General features: G+C 57.3%; 19 protein-coding genes, 1 tRNA gene and 1 pseudogene. 11 read left to right on the plus strand and 10 right to left on the minus strand.

Annotated elements, in window-relative coordinates:
- Positions 1–95: 95 nt before the first annotated feature.
- The 3 genes from BQ7486_RS01990 to BQ7486_RS02000 all read right to left on the minus strand — a co-directional run bounded on the left by BQ7486_RS01990 (position 96) and on the right by BQ7486_RS02000 (position 2767).
- Positions 96–1457 (minus strand): integrase arm-type DNA-binding domain-containing protein, encoded by a 1362-nt coding sequence (locus BQ7486_RS01990; RefSeq protein WP_074008777.1) that lies wholly within the window; start codon positions 1455–1457, stop codon positions 96–98.
- A gap of 186 nt (positions 1458–1643) precedes the next feature.
- Positions 1644–1719: transfer RNA gene (locus BQ7486_RS01995), tRNA-Arg, on the minus strand.
- Between the two features lie 109 nt (positions 1720–1828).
- Positions 1829–2767 (minus strand): LysR family transcriptional regulator, encoded by a 939-nt coding sequence (locus BQ7486_RS02000; protein WP_074008778.1) that lies wholly within the window; start codon positions 2765–2767, stop codon positions 1829–1831.
- Positions 2768–2912: 145 nt separating this feature from the next.
- Here BQ7486_RS02000 and BQ7486_RS02005 point away from each other — a divergent pair, with 145 nt between their 5' ends.
- Positions 2913–3773, plus strand: a complete 861-nt coding sequence (locus BQ7486_RS02005; protein ID WP_074008779.1) for an alpha/beta hydrolase — start codon at positions 2913–2915, stop codon at positions 3771–3773.
- A gap of 214 nt (positions 3774–3987) precedes the next feature.
- Here the strand turns inward: BQ7486_RS02005 and BQ7486_RS02010 are convergent, their stop codons facing one another.
- Positions 3988–5589 carry a hypothetical protein gene (locus BQ7486_RS02010; protein WP_074008780.1) on the minus strand — a complete coding sequence of 534 codons (1602 nt, stop codon included), beginning with the start codon at positions 5587–5589 and terminating at the stop codon, positions 3988–3990.
- A gap of 127 nt (positions 5590–5716) precedes the next feature.
- Between BQ7486_RS02010 and BQ7486_RS02015 the strand changes: the two genes are divergently transcribed.
- The gene (locus tag BQ7486_RS02015; protein WP_074008781.1) at positions 5717–6988 is read left to right on the plus strand and encodes a carboxylesterase family protein; all 1272 of its coding nucleotides are present in this window, start codon (positions 5717–5719) and stop codon (positions 6986–6988) included.
- A gap of 189 nt (positions 6989–7177) precedes the next feature.
- On the opposite strand, the gene BQ7486_RS02020 is transcribed toward BQ7486_RS02015, so the two are convergent.
- From BQ7486_RS02020 to BQ7486_RS02045, 6 genes are all read right to left on the minus strand, one after another.
- Positions 7178–7675, minus strand: a complete 498-nt coding sequence (locus tag BQ7486_RS02020) for a transposase (protein ID WP_074008782.1) — start codon at positions 7673–7675, stop codon at positions 7178–7180.
- Positions 7676–7898: 223 nt separating this feature from the next.
- The gene (locus tag BQ7486_RS02025; RefSeq protein WP_074008783.1) at positions 7899–8312 is read right to left on the minus strand and encodes a hypothetical protein; all 414 of its coding nucleotides are present in this window, start codon (positions 8310–8312) and stop codon (positions 7899–7901) included.
- 5 nt (positions 8313–8317) lie between these two features.
- Positions 8318–8848 (minus strand): TRAP transporter small permease, encoded by a 531-nt coding sequence (locus tag BQ7486_RS02030; protein WP_022373778.1) that lies wholly within the window; start codon positions 8846–8848, stop codon positions 8318–8320.
- 11 nt (positions 8849–8859) lie between these two features.
- On the minus strand, positions 8860–10143 hold the full coding sequence (locus tag BQ7486_RS02035) for a TRAP transporter large permease (protein WP_074008784.1): 1284 nt from the start codon (positions 10141–10143) through the stop codon (positions 8860–8862).
- A gap of 15 nt (positions 10144–10158) precedes the next feature.
- Positions 10159–11160, minus strand: coding sequence for a TRAP transporter substrate-binding protein (locus BQ7486_RS02040; protein WP_074008785.1), 1002 nt, complete (start codon positions 11158–11160; stop codon positions 10159–10161).
- A 115-nt stretch (positions 11161–11275) separates the two neighbouring features.
- On the minus strand, positions 11276–11590 hold the full coding sequence (locus BQ7486_RS02045; protein WP_074008786.1) for a hypothetical protein: 315 nt from the start codon (positions 11588–11590) through the stop codon (positions 11276–11278).
- Between the two features lie 118 nt (positions 11591–11708).
- On the opposite strand from BQ7486_RS02045, the gene BQ7486_RS12165 reads away from it, so the two are divergent.
- From BQ7486_RS12165 to dut, 9 genes and pseudogenes are all read left to right on the plus strand, one after another.
- Complete coding sequence (locus BQ7486_RS12165; protein ID WP_074008787.1) at positions 11709–11891, plus strand: TOBE domain-containing protein; 183 nt, start codon at positions 11709–11711, stop codon at positions 11889–11891.
- Positions 11892–12034: 143 nt separating this feature from the next.
- Positions 12035–12991: a bifunctional riboflavin kinase/FAD synthetase gene (locus tag BQ7486_RS02055; RefSeq protein ID WP_022373772.1), complete on the plus strand. Its 957-nt coding sequence runs from the start codon at positions 12035–12037 to the stop codon at positions 12989–12991.
- Positions 12992–13134: 143 nt separating this feature from the next.
- Positions 13135–16014, plus strand: a complete 2880-nt coding sequence (ileS, locus tag BQ7486_RS02060) for an isoleucine--tRNA ligase (RefSeq protein WP_074008795.1) — start codon at positions 13135–13137, stop codon at positions 16012–16014.
- A gap of 6 nt (positions 16015–16020) precedes the next feature.
- Positions 16021–16548: a signal peptidase II gene (gene lspA / locus BQ7486_RS02065; protein ID WP_022373770.1), complete on the plus strand. Its 528-nt coding sequence runs from the start codon at positions 16021–16023 to the stop codon at positions 16546–16548.
- Between the two features lie 18 nt (positions 16549–16566).
- A pseudogene (locus BQ7486_RS02070) lies at positions 16567–17016 on the plus strand (RNA-guided endonuclease TnpB family protein); the annotation flags it as partial.
- A 274-nt stretch (positions 17017–17290) separates the two neighbouring features.
- Positions 17291–17425: a hypothetical protein gene (locus tag BQ7486_RS12340; protein ID WP_022374086.1), complete on the plus strand. Its 135-nt coding sequence runs from the start codon at positions 17291–17293 to the stop codon at positions 17423–17425.
- 355 nt (positions 17426–17780) lie between these two features.
- Entirely contained in the window at positions 17781–18986 is a 1206-nt protein-coding gene (gene coaBC, locus BQ7486_RS02075; protein ID WP_074008789.1) for a bifunctional phosphopantothenoylcysteine decarboxylase/phosphopantothenate--cysteine ligase CoaBC, read from the plus strand.
- Positions 18979–19368 (plus strand): hypothetical protein, encoded by a 390-nt coding sequence (locus BQ7486_RS02080; protein WP_074008790.1) that lies wholly within the window; start codon positions 18979–18981, stop codon positions 19366–19368. The genes coaBC and BQ7486_RS02080 overlap by 8 nt, the downstream gene beginning before the upstream one ends.
- Before the next feature lie 6 nt (positions 19369–19374).
- Complete coding sequence (gene dut, locus BQ7486_RS02085; protein ID WP_022374082.1) at positions 19375–19821, plus strand: dUTP diphosphatase; 447 nt, start codon at positions 19375–19377, stop codon at positions 19819–19821.
- The last annotated feature ends 1012 nt before the right edge of the window (positions 19822–20833 follow it).

The following is a 20833-nucleotide window of genomic DNA, read 5'->3' on the forward strand; positions in this document are numbered from 1 at the left end:
TATTAACGGTTTTATTTTTCCGTTCCCACGTTCCCACCGTTCCCACGTTTTTTAAGAGCAATGTACATGGATGTGTGTCACCCACCCCGGGTGTTTCACTCGGATTTTGCGAAAACGTCCCCGGCTTCCGAAAAACAGAAATCGGCCCATTCCTGCAGAAGTTTCTTTCTGCCCTGGTAGTAGGGAGAACGGTTGTAGGCTCCCTTGTATTGGTCGCCCATGATGTGGTGGCTCAAACACGCTTCGGCTATCGTCCGATTGCTAACGTCCTTTTCGACTGCCCACGTCATGAACGTAGCCCGGCAGATACCGTGCTGCACGGCGACTTTCGGGGCGCCGTTTTCACCCCTGGTGTTGGGGTCCCTGAAGCCCTTGCCGCCCGCTTCAATGTCTGCCTTGTCGAGCGCCTTTATTCGGTGGTTAACCGTGTTTTCACATAAGGGGCGGCCGTGACTGTTAGGGAACACGAGTGCAGTGTCGTCCGTTGAATCAGAAAGCCCCAGGGAGCGCACGTAGTCAAGCAGTTGGCAGCACTGTTTGCTCAGGGGCACATAAAAATCTCCCTGATTTTTGATTTTCATCTGAGCGGCCGGGATACGCAAAACGGTCTGACCGTCATCGGGGTTTGTTTCAAGCTGACCCCAGGTGAGCGGCGGCACCCCTCTCAGCGGCACCCCTCTGACCATAGCGGAGCGGCCGCAACAAAGAATCAGAAAGAGCAGCGCAAGGGAGCCGACAAGGTGCATCGATTCCGGTGCTGTAAGGACCGCGATAAAACGCGGCATATCCGCTGGCAGTAAAAACGGCTGTACCTCAGCATCGTCCGGCCGTTGCCGCAAAAACGGCTTTAAGAGATTGGCCGAGGTCGGCATACTGTTTTCTGTCTTGTGGTGAGCGGCAATACACCAACTTAGAAAGTTGTTAAGAATTTGTGTTACCTTTGTGACAGTCCCCCGCTTCCCCTCTACGCCGTTCAGAGCGGCCGCGACAATTTCGGGCGTCAGATCATCGGGCGTCAGCTTCCCTAATGTCGGGAGAAAGTGTTTGCGGAACCGCTTTGCAGTCAATTCCGGATTCTCCCCGCGCCCGTCCCGTGCGATGGTTAACGCTTCAATCCATCGTGGGAGAAGTGCCGTTATCGTTTTCGATGCTGGTGAGGTGTCGTTTGTCTTTCGGATGTCTACCCCTTCCCTCATACCCCTTACGAATGCTTCGGCCGAGTCTCGTGCGTCCCTGAGCCTGGGTAGTTTGGCAAGATTGCCTAGCCCCTTATAAGCCCGTTTTCCTGGCTGGGGGTTGTATCTGACCACCCAACGGCGGCGCATCCCCTTAACGCCGTTTTCAACAATGAGCAGCAGGGAGCCTCCGGCGTCAAGCGTGGCGACTGTGTGGCCCATCCCTTTGCTGGGTTTGTTTTTCAGTGCCTGAAATTCTTTGTCCGTGATGCAGGTTGTCATAGCGCCCCCAATTCGATGCCCGGCAAAAATATATTCATTTTTCTATTCACTTTGCAAGCGGCTGTGCACGGGGCGGCACGATAGAGTGCGATATGTCATGAAAACAAAAAACCGCCGAAACCCTTTTATTTTCTTAGGCTTGGCGGTGCATTGTGATACAGGGCGAGTAACGGTGATTTTTGTGGATGGTGCCTCCGCCGGAACTCGAATCCGGATCTAACCCTTAGGAGGGGCTTGTTCTATCCAGTTGAACTACGGTGGCACAACCCGTGACGCAAACATTGCGCGTCGGGGCGGGGATTGTAGCAAAGTTACGCCGCCCGTTTTGATCGTTTTATGCTCGGAGGGTTCACTCGGCAAAAGCCGTTGATTCAAGGCTGCGTACAGCCGCGCCCGATCATGTCCACCGCCATGCTGCAGAACGCCCGTGCCGCGAGACTCTGATACACGTGCTCGTCCCAAGCGATGACCACCGTCTGCACGGGCAGCACGTCCTCAAGAGAGGCAAAACGACAGCGCCGGTGCGGCTCGTGCTGCCTAATAAGATGCTCCTGACAAACCGTCCAACAAAGCCCTTCGGCCACAAACGGAAGCCTGAGGCCCGGCTTTAAGGCCATCACCGGCATTGCGTGCACGGGAATTCCGAGCGCCCGGCTCAGCAGCTCCTTTCTTTCCTGATGATTGTTGGGACAAAGAAACGGCAATCCGGTAATCGGTGTCAGATCGACTGATGCTGCCTTTGGATAAATACCTTCGTCATTGAATGGCACACCGACGTTCGCATACTCCGGCGCATCGGGCACCGCCAGCAGATATCGCTCCTCAACAAGTGGATAGGCGTTGAGATCAGGCGTCATAAGCCGTTGAAAGAGCACACCGACATCGGCTCGCCCGGATGCAAGCGCATCAGGAACGTCCTCCAGCAAGAGATCCAATGTCAGATCAAGCTCTACTTTCGGGTATGCACGTGCAAACGCAGCAGCGACCGGCATCAGCATGCTGATCGACCGCTGGGCGTTGCACGCAACCCGAACGCGTCCGGTGCGAAGTTCCTTGAAGTCGGCACACTGCTGCAGCGTCTCAACCTCAATCAGCGGCATGCGCCGGAGACTGTCATAGACGACCTCGCCCAACGGCGTCAGGCGAATTGGCGAGGCATGGCGGTCCACGATCATGGCGCCGTACTTTTCCTCAAGACGCCGCAAACTCTGAGAAACATGAGGCTGGGTCACGCCGAGCCGCTCCGCAGCCCTGCGAAAGCTCCCCTCCTCCACCAAGGCCTCCAAAAGGCCGAAAGCTCTTTGAGTCATGCCGCCGCCAATAACAACTTAGTGATTGTTTATAAAATTATGATTATTGGATTTTAATGCATCGAGATTTATAGAATGCATTTTGCGCCTCCCTGAAAGATCGAGGCCGGATCTTCGGGAAGGCGGAATACAAAGGAGAAACACAATGCACAAGATAGCTCACATGACCGCCGCCATCCTCGCAGCGGCCGCCTGCTCCGCTCAGGCGGCCGACGTCATCGACCTCTGGCCCGAAGGCGCTCCCAACAAGAGCACCATCACGGCCGCCGAGGAAACGAACGCCCAGGGCTCCATCTTCAACGTCACGCGCGCCCGTCTCGAAGTCTCGGCTCCGGCCAATCCCAACGGCAAGGCCGTCATCGTCATTCCGGGCGGCGGCTACGGCAATCTGTCGATGAGCACCATTGAAAAGAGCTTCGTTCCGTTCTTCCACTCACAGGGCTTTACGACGTTCGTGCTCAAATATCGTCTTCCGAAGGGCAACCCGGAAGTGCCGCTCGCAGATGCCAACAAGGCCGTTGAAACCGTTCGCTCGCTCTTCGGCAAATACAACCTGCACACCGTCGGCGTGATGGGCGCGAGCGCCGGCGGCCACCTTGCCGCCATGTCGAGCGTCTCCTGCAAGGGCGCCGCCTGCCCCGACTTCTCGGTTCTCGTCTATCCGAACATCACGATGATGCAGGAGGAATCCCAGCCCAAGAGCTCCTGCCGCAACAATCTCATCGGGCCCGCCCGCTCCATGAAATACGACACGACGTTCTCGGCCTACAAGCATGTTTCGCTCACGACACCGCCCGCCTTCCTCGCCGTGTCCGCCGGAGATGAATATGCCGGCAGCCTCGGCTCCATGCTCTACGCACGCGCCATGATCGAAAACGCCCGTCCCGTCACGCTTCACGTTTACGAATCAGGCAACCACGGCTGGGGCGCCGAATCCTCCGCCGACTTCCCGGATGGCGACAACTTCCGCACAGATCTCTCCATGTGGCTGAAGAAGATCAAGTAACAAGCTGCGCACAACCCATTGCGGGCGGCCGGACCGGATTGTCCGCCCGCAATGTCATCAGACCAACAAAAGCTGTTTTGCAAGAAGGAGAACAGCCATGCTTTTCCAACGCACTCCTCTCGTCACGGCGCTCGTCCTCGCGGGCGCCTGCTCCATGGCCACGGCCGCTCAGGCCGACGTCGTTCGTGTTGAATCAGGCGACCTCACGGGCTTTCTAAACAACCCGCGCTTGAAAGCGCGGGGTTTCCTGACACGGTGCAGGCTTTCCCGTAACAGCCAAGGTTTTTGAGGCCTTGTCTGCCCGGGCGTCCCCTGCACCACAGGAACATTTAAAACGCAACCGCTCTACGGGTACGGGCTTCATCAGCTCGATCCGTCGGTTCCGGCGAAGGACTGCTTCGTCTTGCCGATTCGCTGGTTTGTACTGCACTATCGATCCGGCGTTCCCTGAGACTTGTTTGAGCCTCGCAAGCGCTGATTGCTCAGCCTTCAGATCGTAGCTGTCAGTGGCGGGATCCGCAAAATACAGGTTCATGGCGGCCGCAAGGTCGCGGTCCATGTACCAGTCCGTGTCTCCCAACTGATGACTTCTCTCCCAAAGAGCCTTCTTACGGTACGTTCCCGTTTCGGGATCGTGCTGACTCGGGCGCAGTTTTCGGGGACTGACTTCCACCACACAACAGCCGGCGCTTTCAGCCTTACTTGTCATCCGGGTTATCAATCCTGCAATACCGCTTTTGCCCAAACTCTTGCCGTATCCGGCTCTCTGAAATGCTTTGTATGAGCTCTTCTCCACAATGACGGTGCCGGCCCTGCCGAACACCTGGTTAATCACTTCGCCGTGCAGGCAACGGCGGGTTTCCGCCTGACGGCGGTACAGATCCGCAAGTTTTGCCTTTGTTGCCTTATAGGTCTTGGATTCCTTCCAGACAATCTTTTTTCCGGCGGCTTTAACGGTGCCGTCCGCGTTGTAGCACTCCCGATTCGTGTCTCTGCGGGAGCGGTCCATGGCACGTAAAAGACGCGCAATCTCCTTTTCCTGAGAGACAGTGCCCGCGCTCACCAAAATCTTTTGCTGCCACTCGGGGCTGTAAAAAGTCATGGTCCTCGGGCCCGGGTCAACAGCCACCTTGAGATCCTTGGGAGCATAAACGTGCTTGACGGGCGGTACGCCTTCGACAATGAGCTGAACAAAGTAGCGCATACGGCCGCGGATCATCCGCCGGACAAGACGGCAGTATTTGACACGCTTAAAACCGGACGGATCTGTTGCTGAAAGAAGAGCTTCTTTCTGCCAGGCATCCGGCGCTTCAGCCTTTATCACCAGATCCAGAACCTCGAGCGTCCACGTCTTAGCCTTCCAACGCAACCCTGTTTTGTTTGATTTTCCCTCAACGCTGTGCAAGCCCCGTTTAGCACTCTTAAACCGCGGCTCACCTCCCTGATGAAGCAGCCAGCGCTCAATGCCCTGCCAGACACGTGTGGCAATTTTCTGCGCTTCGTTGATGCCGATGCGCTTTGTAAAGCCGCCCTTGGCACGGTGCTCTTTCACGACATCATGCAGGGCATATTCGGAAAGGAGGGCGGACTTCTGAATTTCCTTAAACCGGTTGTTACGGTCTTTGCCCTTGGGCATCGCGGCCGTCAGCTTCCATGCTTCAGTGCTTTTCATGGCGCGCACGCGTTTCTTTGCCGTTCCAAGAACAGCATTGAAGAGCTGGCGTGCATCGGAGAAGTAGGTCTCCAGTGCACTTTCCTGATCCTCTCCGATTTTCAGGCCCAGCTCGATGACAAAGGACGGTGTGCGCGATTTCATAGCGGCTGAATATACCTTAAGCGAAAACTATGTGCATGGTTTGGCTGCGTTTGCTCCAAGATTAAAAAATTTCGAAAGCCCGCATTCCTCCCGGGGCTCAAGCCCCGGGAGGAATGCGGGAAATTCTGTGAACATCTATAGGCCCGCCGGCACAGCGGCCGACGCCAATCTCCCGGTCGCCGTCTACCCACACGGCGGCGGCAATACGGGCGGCAACGCCAGCGAGCATGACGGCGCGCGCCTCGCCACCGAAAACGGCATCATCGTCATGACGATCCAGTACCGTCTCGGCGCCTTCGGCTTCCTGAAGCTCCCTGGCATGGATTCGTCAGCCGGCAACTTCGGCATCACCGACACGCAAGCCGCGCTTGCATGGGTCAAGCGCAATGCCGCGGCCTTCGGCGGCAATCCCGACAAGGTCACGCTGGTAACCGAATCCGCCGGCTCGACCAACGCCTGCCGAATCCTCGTTGATCCGAAGTCGAAGGGCCTCGTGGCGGGCGTCGTTCTTCAGAGTGAGGACTGCATCCACGACGTCGACTCGCCCAAGCAGGCCAAGGAGCGCGCCGACAAGTTCCTCGTGCTCACCGGCTGCGCCGACGAAGCTGATCCGCTTGCCTGCCTGAGGAAGCTCCCGACCGACAAGCTGGCCGTCGCCAGCGCCGCGGTCGGCGGCTGGAATCCCGTTTCCGAAACGAGCGCCGTGAGCGAAATCGCGAAGGGGAACTGGATCAAGGTCCCGGTGCTCTCGGGCTCCAACAAGGAGGAAGGCCACTCCGCCGGCGCCGCCTATGTCGGCTGGAAGTATCCCGACTACAAGGCCTGGGTCGTCAAACTCGTGGGCGAGCAGAGAGCCGTCGATGCTCTGAAGATCTACGATCCGAAGAAGCACGAAGGCCAATACGCGCTTGAGTACACGATCGGCGACTTCATCACCGACAGCGGCATGCGCGGCCTGGGCGGCTGCACCAACCTGACGCTCGCAGAAGCCATGGCCAAGACCGGCGCCTTGGCGCCCTGGATCTACACCTTCGAAGACTCCACCGTGCCCACGTCTCCGAGCCGCCACAAGGGCTACGACAACGCCGCGAGCCACGCGGCCGAGCTCACCTACCTCTTCCCGGATGCGGACCAGTACCTGCCGCGCTCCGTTCGCATGACCGACGAGCAACGTGCGCTGGCGCGCCAGATGCGCGCCTACTGGGGCAACTTCGTGAAGCTCCAAAACCCGAACGGCGAAGGCCTCCCCGTCTGGAAGCCCTTTGAAGGCGAAGGCGCCATGATGGCTCTTCGACTCAACGGCAAGAGCCAGACCGTTCCCGCCTCGTACTTTGCGGATCTGCACCACTGCAGCTTCTGGCACTCGATTCCCGTCGTGCTCGACCGCGGCGACCGCTGATCGATCCTGATGACGAAGCCGCCTCCCTGACGGCTTCGCCCGACAATCCGCCCGTCAAGAGGCGCGCATCCTTCCCGGAGCGCGCCTCTTTCCCTTCTTCTCTACTGCCGCAGCCCTCTTCCCTCGCCTTTGCAGTCCATTCGTCTGCTTCCGAGACGTTTTTCTCATTTTCAAACACAAAGCGACCGTTCACATAAATACCACAAAAGAGGTATCATCAATGATCATTACCGGAGTCTTCCTGGCCCCGGCCATGAGAAAGATGCGATGCTTTCGGTTGGCCCGAAGCTGTGCGTCCAAAAAACAGCAGTTGAGGCGATCAAGATCGTGTCGGGTTATTGTGTTTTCAAATCTGCAGAGGGTTGAGCTGTCTGCAGCATCATTAACCCCGAGTGCGGAAAGAAAGCCTTCGTCTTCTGTAATGACGTCGTGGTCAGCCAAATCCTCAAATCCGCAGATATGTGCGAAAACACGCTGCCGAAACATAGCACCGGCGGAATACAGACTGCGGTCTTTCGGCTTGTGTGTCTGCTCCAACGCCTGCTCAAAGGGGGCCAAAAGCTGAATCCGGGAGACCATATCGGCGACGGGCAGCAGCCCCGTCATCATGGTGGCGACAAACCGCCCGTTGGTGATCTGCACGCTGCGGCCGAACCCATCAGTTGTTGCTGTTCGAGCAGAATTCATGGAAAGGTCTTTTATTTTTGATTTTTTGTGGTAGAAAAAATATTAACAAAAAGACATTTTTTTCTTTATTAAAATCAGAATTTAAGACATGAAAAGAGCGCTGTTTTTTCAGCGCTCATGCAAAATTCAGGTTAAAGTCCTCGAAACACCGGAATCTGACCCGAAGGTCATCGCCGCACGAAAGCAGCTGATGACTTTCAAGCCCGTTTGGAAAAATAACAGCCTAGTTTCGGCCGCCCGTAAAGACGCCCCGGCCCACCGTGGTCCCGAACGCCGCACAGGCAAAAATCGCCGGAAGAACCCCCGACAAAGCCCAGGCCGCGGAAAAGTACCAGGCGAGCGTCTTCTCCATCCCGTCGCTACCGAAAGCAATGTACCACAGGGGCACAAGCGCAAGCAGCACAAAATTAAAGACGTTGGTAAAAACCGTAAGCCGCAGCCACGAGGTTTTCTTCGCAGCAAGCCAGGCGGGGAAACCCGCAATCACCATCGTGAAAGTGATAAACCCCATCCAGGTCCAGTTGATATCCTGCATCTGGGGGTTCACATAAAACTTAAAAATGCAGTGAAAAATGAGGCCGGCCAAAACGCCCGCCACCGCCAGGAACGCTTCAAAAGTCCAGAAACTGCGCGTCATCTTTGTCAGAATCCTTTTTCCAGTACTTCGATGTCCTCGCGCCCGCGCACGAAGTTTCGCACCGAAAGAATCAGGTCGCGGATCCCGTAGACCGTCATAAAAAAGGCGCTCACCGGAACCGCGGCATAGGCCCAGCGCATCTGAAGCCACGGGATGGACTGCATGTAAGCCTGCGCGCGCATCACCCAGACAATCCCGTACCAGCACACCGCGGCATAGGTGACGCACTCAATGAGACAGACGAGAATCCTCACAAAACGCCCGGTCTGCGTGCCCGCCATCCGTTCCGTTAAAACGTCCACCACAAAGTGACTGCGGGTGCGCACGAGTTCCTGGGCGCCCAGGAAAATCATCCACACGAGGCACAACTGAATCCAGTCATCGGTCTGCGTGAAGTTATAAACCGGCACAAACCGCACGAAGACGTTTAAAAGAAACATCACAAAGATCGCGGCCAAAGCCACGATACAGATCGTGCGCGTTGTGACGCTTACCGCGTGATCGAGTTTCTTAAGCCATACGAGCAAAGTCTGCATCTTCCCTACTCCTACGGCACGAGGCGCGCAAGGCCCAGCGACAATTCGGGGATAAAGGCGACCGCTGCCGCCCCGAGAATCATGATGAGCACATAACCCAGGGCCTCTCTGGCAATCGCCATGACCTTCACGCCTGAGATCGAGGCCATCACATAAAGATTCAGCCCCACGGGCGGCGTCAGAACGCCCACCGCAAGCGAAATACACATCACGATTCCGAGCTGCACCACGTCAAACCCAAAGGCCTTTGCCAGGGGTACAAAAATCGGCACGGTAATCAGGAGGATCGCGGTGCCTTCCATAAAGCAGCCCATGATCACAAGAAGCGCAATGATGATGAGAAGCACCGGAACGATGGAAGTGAAGCTCGTCGAAATAAAGGCAATCGCTTCCTGGGGAATCCGGGTATAAAGAAGAACGTACTGGAAGAAGCCCGCCGTCGCGATCACAAACATGACTTTCGCGGTCTGCTCGGCCGTCGCCCAAAAGATTTTCGGAAGGTCTTTGACCTTGAGGGTCTTAAAGACAAAGAACCCCAGAATCATCACGTAAAAGGAGGCGACCGCCGCAGCTTCGGTCGCGGTAAAAAGCCCCGCAAACATACCGCCGGTCACGATAACGGGCGTTAAAAGCGCAAAAAACGCTTCCTTAAAGGCGTACCAGCGCTCGCGCCAGGGGGCGGCTTGCGTTTTGGCGTAGCCCTTCATGCGGCAGACGCACGAGGACCACAGCATGAAGGCAAACCCGATGATGAGCCCGGGCACGGCGCCCGCGGCAAAAAGGGCGTTGACGCTCGTCTGCGTGAGCCCGGCGTAAAGAATCAATGTGATGCTCGGGGGAATGATGGGCCCCAAGGCGCCGCCTGCCGCAATCGTTGCACAGGAAAAGGCTTCCCCGTAGCCGGACTTTTTCATTTCCGCAACGGCAATCATGCCGATCCCTGCGGCGCACGCGGCGGCGGAGCCTGACATCGCGGCCATCACGATGCAGGCGGCAATCGCGGCGTTGGAGAGCCCTCCCCAGCGGTGCCCGAGGCTGACGCGTCCGAAGGCAAAAAGGCTTTTACTCACCCCGCCTTCGGTCATGAGGTTACCCATGAGAAGGAAAAACGGGATTGACATGAGGGTGATGCCTGAGACCTGCGCAAACATGCGCTGCGGCACAAGAAAAAGCCGCGCCATGTCCCCGCCCGCAAGTAAAAACGTTGCCGCGGAGGCAAAGCCCATCGTCACGGCCGTTGTGACGCCCAAAAGCATCAGAACGAGCACCGAGGCGAAGATGACAAACATCACCATGACGCAGCCACCCTCTTATTTTGCGGTCTTTGCTTTTGCAACCGCATCAAGAAGATTCTTCATTTCTTTCGTGCCCGCCAAGGCTCCCACCTTTTCGTAGGCGGGCTGCATTTTCTTTACGAAAGACGCACGGTCGGGGTTCGTCACATGCATCCCCTTCTTTTTAAGCTCTTCAATGACAGCGGCTTCCCCGTGACTGATTTTTTCGCGGGTGAGGTTTTGGGCGTTGACGGCCTCTTCCTTCAGAATCGTCTGCAGTTCCTCGGGCATGCCGTCAAAGAGCATCTTGTTGATCAAAAGCACCTGGCAGTCAAAGTAGTGGTTTGTGAGCGCCAACTCATCCTGCGTTTCATAGAGGGAATCCGCAAGGATTGTGAAAACCGGGTTTTCTTCGCCCGTCACCACGCCCTGCTTTAAGGAGGTGTAGAGCTCTGAGTACGCAATGCGCTGGGTGTTGGCGCCCAGGGCGTCAAAGGCCGCAAGAAGGCCCGTTGAAGGCGGCACGCGGATCTTGAGGCCCTTTAAGTCGTCTGCGGAGTTAATCGGCACGCCCTTGGTTGTCGTCTGCCGGAAGCCGTAGTCAAACATGGCAAGGCCCACGGCGTCATGCTGCGAGAGGCCCGCATTCATCCAGTCCATCACAAACGCGTCAATCGTGCGGTGGGCGTGGTCGTAATCGGTAAAAAGAAAGGGCGCCGTCATGGCGTTAAGTTTCTTATCGTACATCGCCATGTTGCCTAGACTCACCACGGCCATGTCCATGGCGCCTAAGGTCACCTGCTCAGCCAAAGCCGGCTGGTCTCCGAGTTCGCCTGCGGGATACACCTCAACCTTCACTTTCCCCTTCGTTCTGTCAGAGACATTTTTGGCAAAAAGCTGCGCGGCTTCATGGTGCGCGTGGGAAACCGCCGCGGTGTGCGCCAGGCGTATTGTCTGCGCGGGGATTTCAGCCTGAGCGGCAACACCGGTAAAGGCCGCAAGGGCGGCGGCACAAAGGGAAGCTAGGATCTTATGCATCGGGTTCTCGGTCTAATGGCCGGCAAAGCATGGGCTGACTCAGAGCGAAACCCTGAGCCCGTGCGGCACTTTGCCTGATTTTGGGGCCGCACTGCGGGCATTCTAACAACCCGCGTCAGGCCCTGCCCAAGGCGGACGGGGCTTTAAAGTACCTGCCAGAGGCCGCGGCGGTTGTTGCCGATGCGGCGCAGGCGCTTTTCTCTTTCTGCAGGCCGGCAAAAAGGCGCTTAACGGTAATGACGCAAGCCCCCAGGGATTTGGCTGCCTCAGACTGCGTCGCCTGCGGCGTGTCTCTGAGACAGGCCATGAGCTTTTCCCTGAGCGGATCGGGAACCTCAGGATCAGAAGCGGTCAATGTATGCGGCAGGGCTCCGTAGGCATCGGTTGCAAACGGCCTGCGCGGTACCGCAATGACGGTGCGGTCAGACATCTCCCGCAAAACCGGTTCTCCCAGGTGCCAGTCCCTGCAACACCGGCAATCAAAGGCAGCGCATTGCCCAAAGACTTCATCAGCCCGATCCGGCGGAAAAAGGGCGGCAAGCGGGCGGTTGCTGGGCCTTGAAGTCAAGGAAGGCCCGGTTTCCACCGAAGTCATGATCGAAACTGCCGCCGGCGAAAAGATCGTCTCCTCCATCACGACGACTTCTGCGAAAAACCTTGGCCTTAAGGTGGGCGGCAAGGCCTACGCGATCATTAAGGCCACCAACGTCATGATCGGCATCGAAGACTAAGACCCGGGACTTTTCCCCAAATCACAAACCGCCCGCCGGCCCTTCCTCCCGCGGGCGGTTTCTGCGTTTAGCGCCCTCCCCATATAATTGCCCATCCGATTCTATTCGCGCAAAGCCCGCGGGCTTTGCAACACACAAACCATATGCTGCACATCATCCGGGGACTTCCGAGCCCGTTTACGCGCATGGACTGCGCGGTGGCCATCGGCAACTTTGACGGCGTTCACAGAGGGCATCAGGCGCTTCTGGCTGAAGTCAGACAGGCTGCGGCCGCGCGAGGCCTTATGCCCGCGGTGCTTACCTTTGAGCCCCACCCCCGTGAGTTTTTCGGCGAGACCGACCTCCCCCGCATCTCAACCCTGCGGGATAAGCTCGCGAACATCGTTGCCTGCGGCATTCAGCGCGTCTTTGTGATGCCCTTTAACGAGGCGATGGCCAAAATGGCGCCCGCAGAATTTGCCCGCGACATTCTCGCCGAGGGCCTCGCGTGCCGCTGGGTGAGCGTCGGGGAAAACTTCACGTTCGGCGCCGGACGCAGCGGCAACTTCGCTACGCTTGAAGAATTGGGGCAACACTATCACTTTGAAACCTTTAAGACGCCCCTTCTTTTTCACGGGCAGGAGAGGATTTCAAGTTCCAGAATCCGCGCGGCGCTTGCCTTGGGAGACCTCCATGAAGCAGCCGAGATGCTCGGGCGAGCCGTCGCGATGACCGGGCGCGTGGTGCACGGTGCGGCGCTCGGCAGGCAGCTGGGGTTCCCCACGCTCAACATGTTTGCCGTCCCCCCGGGCAGTAAAACGCATCCGGCGCTGCACGGCATTTACGCGGTGCGGGTAAAGGGCCTTGACGCGATCGGCTCCGTCTGGCCGGGGGTGGCGAGTATCGGCAACAAACCGACCGTGGTCAGCGACGGCCGGTGGCTTCTTGAAACCCACGTCTTTAACTGGACGGGCAACGCCTACGGTAAGCTCATCGAGGTGGAGTTCGTTGAAAAACTCAGAGACGAAAAGAAGTTTTCGGGCCTTCCGGAACTCACGGCCGCCATTTCTGCCGACTGCGAGCGCGCCAAAGCAATTCTGGGCGTCAAAGTCGAAGCCTGAACGTCAAACTGGGCGCTTTTGCCTATGGCAAAGTACCGCCCCGATGAAATACACTCTCAAATTCACCGCTTCGGCGCGTAATGCTTTTACGCCTGAAGTTTTACTGTCAATCCGGAAGAGCCCGAGGGGGCCTGGAGAAACACATGGCAAAAGCCGACAAAGGTGCTGACGCAGCATCGAAAAAATATCCTCTGAATCTGCCTGACACACCCTTTCCGATGCGGGGAGACCTCGCCAAGCGCGAACCCGGCTGGGTCGCCGACTGGGAAAAGCGCGGTGTGTATCAGACCATCCGCAAGGCCCGCAAAGGCGCGCGCAAGTTCATTCTGCACGACGGCCCCCCGTACGCCAACGGCGACATTCACATGGGCCACGCCTTAAATAAGATTTTGAAGGACATCATCAATAAGACGAAGCTCTTTGCCGGCTACGATGTGCCCTACGTCCCGGGCTGGGACTGCCACGGCATGCCGATTGAAATCCAGATTGAGAAAAAGTACGGCAAGGGCCTGCCTAAGGAAGAAGTGATCGCCAAGGCCCGCGCCTACGCGGCCGAACAGGTTGAGCACCAGAAAGCGGGCTTTAAGCGCCTGGGCGTTTTGGCTGACTGGGAAAATCCGTATCTCACGATGCGGCCCGCAACGGAAGCGGCTGAAATCCGGGCTCTCGCCAAAATCATGGAAAAGGGCTACGTCTACCGCGGTCTCAAACCCGTGAACTGGTGCTTTGACTGCCAGTCGGCTTTGGCTGAAGCTGAAGTCGAATATAAGGACGCCGAAAGCTACGAAATCGATATCGGCTTTAAGCTTTCCGAGGAAGATAAGCCGCGCGTTGAAGAAGCCTTTGCGCACAAGATTGAGAAGCCCTGCTATACGGTGATCTGGACCACGACCCCGTGGACGATTCCCGCGAACCAGGCGCTTAACATGCACCCCGAACTGGAGTATGCGCTCGTTGACTGCGGCGACCGTTACCTTATCCTTGGCAAAGGCCTCACCGAAGCCGCCTTAAAGCGCTACGGAAAGACCGGGACGATTGTTGCGACCGCCAAGGGCGAAAAGTTTGAGGGTGTCAGGTTCTGCCATCCCCTGTACGATATCGACCCGGGCTATAAGCGTTTTTCGCCCGTGTATCTCGCAGACTACGTTGAAGCCGCATCCGGCACGGGTATCGTGCACTCGGCACCGGCCTACGGTGTGGATGACTTTGTGAGCTGCAAAAAGCACGGAATGACCAACGATGAGATCCTTAATCCCGTGCAGGGTAACGGCGTCTACGCCGACTGGCTCCCGCTTTTCGGAGGACTTTTCATCTGGAAGGCGCAGCCTAAGATCGTTGACACCCTGCGTGTCGCGGGCGCTCTTTACGCCGTGGGCAAGATGAACCACAGCTACATGCACTGCTGGCGTCATAAGACCCCGTTGATCTACCGCGCCACGGCCCAGTGGTTTGTGAGAATGGATAAGCCCGATGCGGACACCAAGGGCGTTCTCGGGGAACCGGCCTCCGCGCAGACTCTGCGTGAAGCCGCGCTTAAGGGCGTTGACAGCACGAAGTTTTTCCCGAGCTGGGGCTATAACCGCCTGCACGCCATGATCGAGAACCGCCCCGACTGGTGTATTTCCCGTCAGCGCAACTGGGGTGTGCCGCTTCCCTTCTTCATGAATAAGGCCACGGGTGAACTGCACCCCAAGACTCTTGAAATCATGGAAGAAGTCGCCAAGCGCGTCGAAAAAGAAGGCATTGAAGCCTGGGTGAAGGCCAAGCCCGAAGAGTTCCTCGCGGCCGACGAAGTCAGCCAGTACGTAAAGACGAGTGACATTCTCGACGTTTGGTTTGATTCCGGCTCCACGCACTTTACCGTGATGCGCGGCAGCCACAAGGATGATTTGAACAAGTTCCCGGCAGACCTCTACCTTGAAGGCAGCGACCAACACCGCGGCTGGTTCCACTCGTCGCTTCTCATCGGCACGATGCTGGACGGCCGTCCGCCCTACGACGCCCTTCTCACCCACGGGTTCCTTGTGGACGAAAACGGCGAAAAGATGAGCAAGAGCCGCGGCAATACCGTGAGCCCGCAGGAAATCTGCAACAAGTACGGTGCTGAAATCTGCCGTCTGTGGGTGGCAAGCACCGACTACACGAGCGAACTCAGAATCGGGTCCTCCATCATCGCGCGCGTTGTAGACAGCTACCGCCGTATCCGCAATACGCTCAGGTTCCTCCTTGCCAACACGAGCGACTTTGATCCCAAAAAAGACGCCGTTCCGGTCAGTGAGATGCTTGAGCTTGACCGCTGGGCCCTGGCACGCGTCGACGCCCTGCAGGACAGAATCCTCGAACTTGAGCAGACGTACCAGTTCCATCTGGTGACCTCCCTCTTGATGAGCTTTGCCACGGAAGACCTGGGCGGGTTCTATCTCGATGTTTTGAAGGACCGCCTCTACACGACAAAGGCCGATGGCCTTCCGAGGCGTTCCGCGCAGACCGCGCTCTGGCACATCACGGCAACGCTTCTGCGTCTCATGGCGCCGATTCTGTCCTTTACCGCCGAAGAAGCCTTTGCCGTGTTTTCGCCCAACGAAAGCGGCACGATCTTCACGGAAACCAATCACATGGTGCCCGAAGTCGCCAACGCCCCCGAGCTTCTCGCAAAGTGGGAGGCGGTGCGTTCAGCACGCGCCAAGGTTTTGAAAGAAATCGAGACCCTGCGCGCCGAAGGCAAGATCGGTTCGAGCCTTGCCGCGGACGCCATCATTACGGCCTCCGGAAGCGACTGGCAGTACCTTGCCTCTTTGGGCGAAGAACTCCGCTTTGTGATGATGACCTCAAAGTGTGAACTCCGGAAGGCCGAAAAGGACGACGCGGAACTCACGGTCACCGTGACCCCGAGCCCGCGCACCAAGTGCATCCGCTGCTGGCACTACGTTGACGGCACCACCGAAGACGCCGAACATCCGGGCCTTTGCCCGAGGTGCCGCGTCAACCTCTTCGGTGCCGGCGAAAAGCGTCTTTACGCTTAACGCGCCATGCAGGCCGCAGACCGTCAGAATCCGTCAAATCCCCCCGCAGTTTCGTGGGGGCGGTTTGGCCTTCTTGCGGCTGCGGCCGTCGTTTTTCTCATTCTTGATCAGGCGACAAAAGCCTGGATTCAGGCGGCCTTTTTTGAGGGAGAATTTATCCGCGTTCTCCCCTTTTTTAATCTCTGCCACGTCCGAAACACCGGCGCAGCCTTCTCTTTTTTAAGCGACGCGGGCGGCTGGCAGACCGCGTTTTTCGTGACGATGGCCTCTGTCGTTGCGGTGATTGCGCTTATTACCATGAAGCGCACCGCCAACCGCTTCTTTCAGTGGGCCTCCGTTCTCATTCTCTCGGGCGCCGTGGGTAACGCCATTGACCGCGTGGTTTTGGGAAGCGTCGTCGATTTTCTCGACTTTCATCTTGCCGGCTGGCACTGGCCCGCGTTTAATGTGGCCGATATCGCAATCTGCCTCGGGGCCTTTCTCATTGTCGTTGCGGAATTTAAGTCCGCGAAGAAGTCAACTACCCCTGACTGAAGTCAGAGAAAGCGTCTTCAGCGCAACGGCTCTCAGAGTGCCGGACAGCACCTGAAAAAAGCCTCAGGCCGAGAAAGACGCCATGTGACGCATGTCAATAACGTTGTAAGCAAAGAGATTGTGCAGGAAGCCGTAAAGCGGGGTATCAAGTTAATCGCCCTGGAAGACCTGACGCATATCCGGGATCACATCAAGGCCGGGAAACGCATCAGAAGCCGACTGCACCGCTGGTCTTTCCGTGAGTTGCAGGAGATGATTGTTTACAAAGCGGCAACCGCTGGAATCCGGTGTGTTTTCCTGGATCCGCGCTATACAAGCCAGACATGCTCACAGTGCGGGGCACCAGGCAAACGCCATAAGCACGGGTTCCGCTGCAGCCAATGTGGTCACCTTGCGCACAGCGACTTGAATGCGAGCCGCAACCTGCAGGGTCTGTGCCAACAGCTGTCAGCACAGGGGCTGATGTAAACCAGCCTTATGTTGGGCCGTGTGATGCGGTTACAATAAAGCCCCCGTCTTCAGACGGGGTGTTGTTTACGCCGGCACTTGCCTTAAGCGACCGCGCCTGGGTCGTTGACAACTCGGGGCATCAATTTGCATTGGGAGCCCGAAGCGACAGCAAAAGCGTGAAAGTCCTTGAAGGCGCACCGGCGTGGATCAGAGATCTCCTCCGGTCAATCCCAGACAACGCAATGCGGCAGGCTCAGTAAGCCGGAACCCGCATGGAAACAAGGAATCAGCAATGCAGAAAAAAGAAAACAAACGGCCCGGCACCTACGCATCCCTGCAGACACCGTCCGGAAATGTGGTGCTTGATTTCTCCCAACGCGACTGGGAGCAGCTCCAGTACTACATGCAGCACCCGGAATTCTTTTAGGGCGTCGTGGAAAGGGCGCGGGCTGCGACGAGGCATGTCGGCACGATCACTGAGGATGATGCGATTTGTCCGGAGCGCAGGCAAAAAGTCCGTCGCTGACTGGCTTTCCGGCTATTTTTCTTCCAGTACCCGCACAGCCAGGCAAGGATCAGCGAGCCGACCCCGATGCCCAAAACCATGATGTACGGCGTACTCATTGCTTCTCCTTCAGGAATTAATCACAGAAACGCAGCCGCATTCCGGAACAGAAGCGCCGCTACCAGCCGCACTGAATTATCCGTCACCGGCCCGAAAAGCGCCCGCCTTGTCCCGCTACAATGCCGTCATCAGCTAACTTTTCGATCGTTTGCCTGCCGTGCCCGCTTATCCCACACTCAAAAACCGCTCCGTTACGCTTGCCGTCACGGGCGGTATTGCCGCCTACAAGTCCTGTGAACTCGTCAGGCTCCTAAAAAAAGCCGGAGCCGATGTGAGGATCATCATGACTGAGGCGGCGGCGCACTTTGTGACGCCCTTAACCTTTGAAGCGCTCTGCGGCCACGCCGTGGGCATTGAAAACCTCACGCGCGATATGCCGCACCTTGCGGCCACGCACGGGGCGTGCGACCTCATGATTGTGGCGCCCGCGACCGCCGACATCCTCGGTAAAGCCGCCCACGGGATTGCCGACAATCTTGTGAGCACCGCAATCATTGCGCGTGCGGCGCCCCTCGCGGTCTGTCCGGCGATGAATACACGGATGTGGGAAAACCCCGCGGTGCAGCGCTCCGTCAAAGTATTAGCTGATGACGGCGTCATGATCTGGGGACCTCAGGCGGGAAACCTTGCCTGCGGCGAAACCGGCGCAGGGCGCATGATGGAGCCGGAAGATATTGTGGAACTGGCTGCCGCCGCGCTTGCCCCCAAAACCCTTACGGGCAAAAAAGCCGTTGTGACGGCCGGCCCCACCGAAGAGCCTCTTGATCCCGTTCGGGTGATCACAAACCGTAGTTCCGGCCTTCAGGGCTATGCGCTTGCGCGAAGCCTCATGCAGGCCGGATGCGACACAGTACTGATTTCAGGCCCCACGGCATTAACCGCGCCCGCGGGTGTGCGCGTTATCTCCGTCAAAACGGCAGACGAAATGCATACGGCAGCGCTGAAAGAAACCCAAGACGCCGATATCTTTGCGGGCGTTGCCGCGGTCTGCGACTGGAAGACAGCAGAGGTTGCTCCGCAGAAAATGAAAAAGACGCCGGGAAAAGAGTCGCTTACCCTCACCTTCGTGAAAAACTCTGACATTCTCGCGGACGTTAAAAAAGCGCGGCCCACGCTTTTTGCCGTGGGCTTTGCCGCGGAAACCGAAAACTTAGAAGCCAATGCCCGGACCAAATGTGTAACGAAGGGCGCTGACCTTATTGTCGGCAACCTCGCCCCGGCAGTGTTCGGCAAGAACGAGAATACCGTGATCTTCGTGACAAAAACCGGCGTCACAGAACTTCCGACCATGACTAAAGACGAAACCGCGCAGCTCATCACGGACTTTATTGCGGCAAGCCTTAAGGACGGAAACCATGCGTGATCCCTTCAGTCTTGAGCCGCCCGACGGCGACTATGTGGCCTACCTCGATAAGCTCATAAAAGGCAAAATCGGGAGTCTGAGCCCCTTGTCCGTCACCGCAGACAACGGCATGGTGACCGTGAGAAGCACGGCTGAACCCGCTCCTCTTCAGGGGGACGCGGTGCCCGCCGACACGGACGATGACCCCTACCTTAAAAATGAACCCGTTGTGCGCATGGCCTTTGCCCTCATCCGCCTTGCGGGGCCCTTGATTGCCCTCGCTGGCGTCATTCTCATGGCCACAGGCGTTGCCTTTGACCGTTCCGACAACATCCCCTTAGGTATGATCCTCGTCTTTATCGGCGTGGTGACCACCGCCCAGGCCAGAAACAAGAAAAGATAGATAGATATGAAAGTCGATCTCAAAATTTTGGATGACCGCATCCGCACGCAGCTCCCTCAGTACGCAACACCGGGGTCCGCAGGGCTTGATTTAAGAGCCCTGGTTGATGAACCCCGCACCTTAGCCCCGGGGGAAACGTACCTTGTGCACACGGGTCTTGCGATTCACTTGGCCGACCCCGGCTACGCCGCGGTGATCCTTCCGCGAAGCGGCCTCGGGCACAAAAAGGGCATTGTGCTCGGAAACCTCGTGGGGCTCATTGACTCCGACTACCAGGGCGAACTCATGGTGAGCCTCTGGAACCGCTCTGCCGAGCCCTTTGTGTTAAATCCCTTTGAGCGCATTGCGCAGCTTGTGATCGTGCCCGTGGTGCAGGCGCAGTTTCATGTCGTCGAAGATTTTGAAGCGTCAAGCCGTGCGGCCGGGGGCTTTGGGTCGACCGGGACAAAATAACGGGATTGGTTTCGAAAGAAAGGCTGTCGGGCGTTCATACCGGGCGGCCTTTTTTCTTGTCGGTCATGCGCAGGCTGACGCAACCAACTCAGCCTGAACCGCTTGAAACCGCGCAGACGCAAACTGCCGGCGCCGACATGATGCGCCGTTTCGATAAAGAGGAAGCCGGACATTGAGCGCGGTGATGTCCGGACCTGTCTCTTAGCCGCGTGCCGTCCTTATCGCACAGGACAATGCCCTTTGCGAAGAATTCGGCTTTGCGCATACGACGTATTACCATGCCGCATACCCTGATTGCGCGATGGCAGTTGTGACTACACGAAGCGCTTCCGTCGAACGAAAGGCAGCTGAACTTAAAAGACTTTTCTCCGCAAATTTCTGAAAGCAGCGAACGACCCCGTCACCTTCCACCCTGCCCTTGCCGTTCGAATTCGCTTTACAGCCGGCGAAAGCTCCGTGCATAATGCCCGTCACCGAAAGGCAACGGCCTTTCACCGAATTTGACTCAAAAGGTTTTGTTAACCAAATGCTCTCCGCCAAGAACAACATGATGCGTATGTGCCCGATGTGCTGCTGCACACCGGTAAGCGTCTGTTGTCTGCGAAAAACCGCATAACGCGAAGAAAAGCAAACCGCAAGGCGCTTACGGAAAAACTTCCGAAGCGCCTTTTTTGTTAACCCAAGCAAACAAAACAAACATCATGAACTTCACCAGCACGATCACCGCCCGCCTCATGTGTATGCCCATGTGTATGTGTCAGACCATCCACGTGAGCCCGGTGTCGTGCGCGCAAAAAGTGAGGAAACCCAAGACTTAAAGCGCAAACAACCAACACCACCTGCAAACGCCGGCTCACACGAGAAAAGCCGGCGTTTTTTTATGAACTGCATTTTTAACTGAATCGAGAAAACCCATGACCACGAAAATCCTCTCCGCCCCCTACGCCGTTACGTTTCTTTCTGCAACGCCCGTGCCCGCCTGGAGCCGCAGCCCAGAGCGCCTGCGCTCGCC

Source organism: Duodenibacillus massiliensis, from assembly GCF_900128485.1.
In the GTDB taxonomy this organism is placed as follows: domain Bacteria; phylum Pseudomonadota; class Gammaproteobacteria; order Burkholderiales; family Burkholderiaceae_F; genus Duodenibacillus; species Duodenibacillus massiliensis.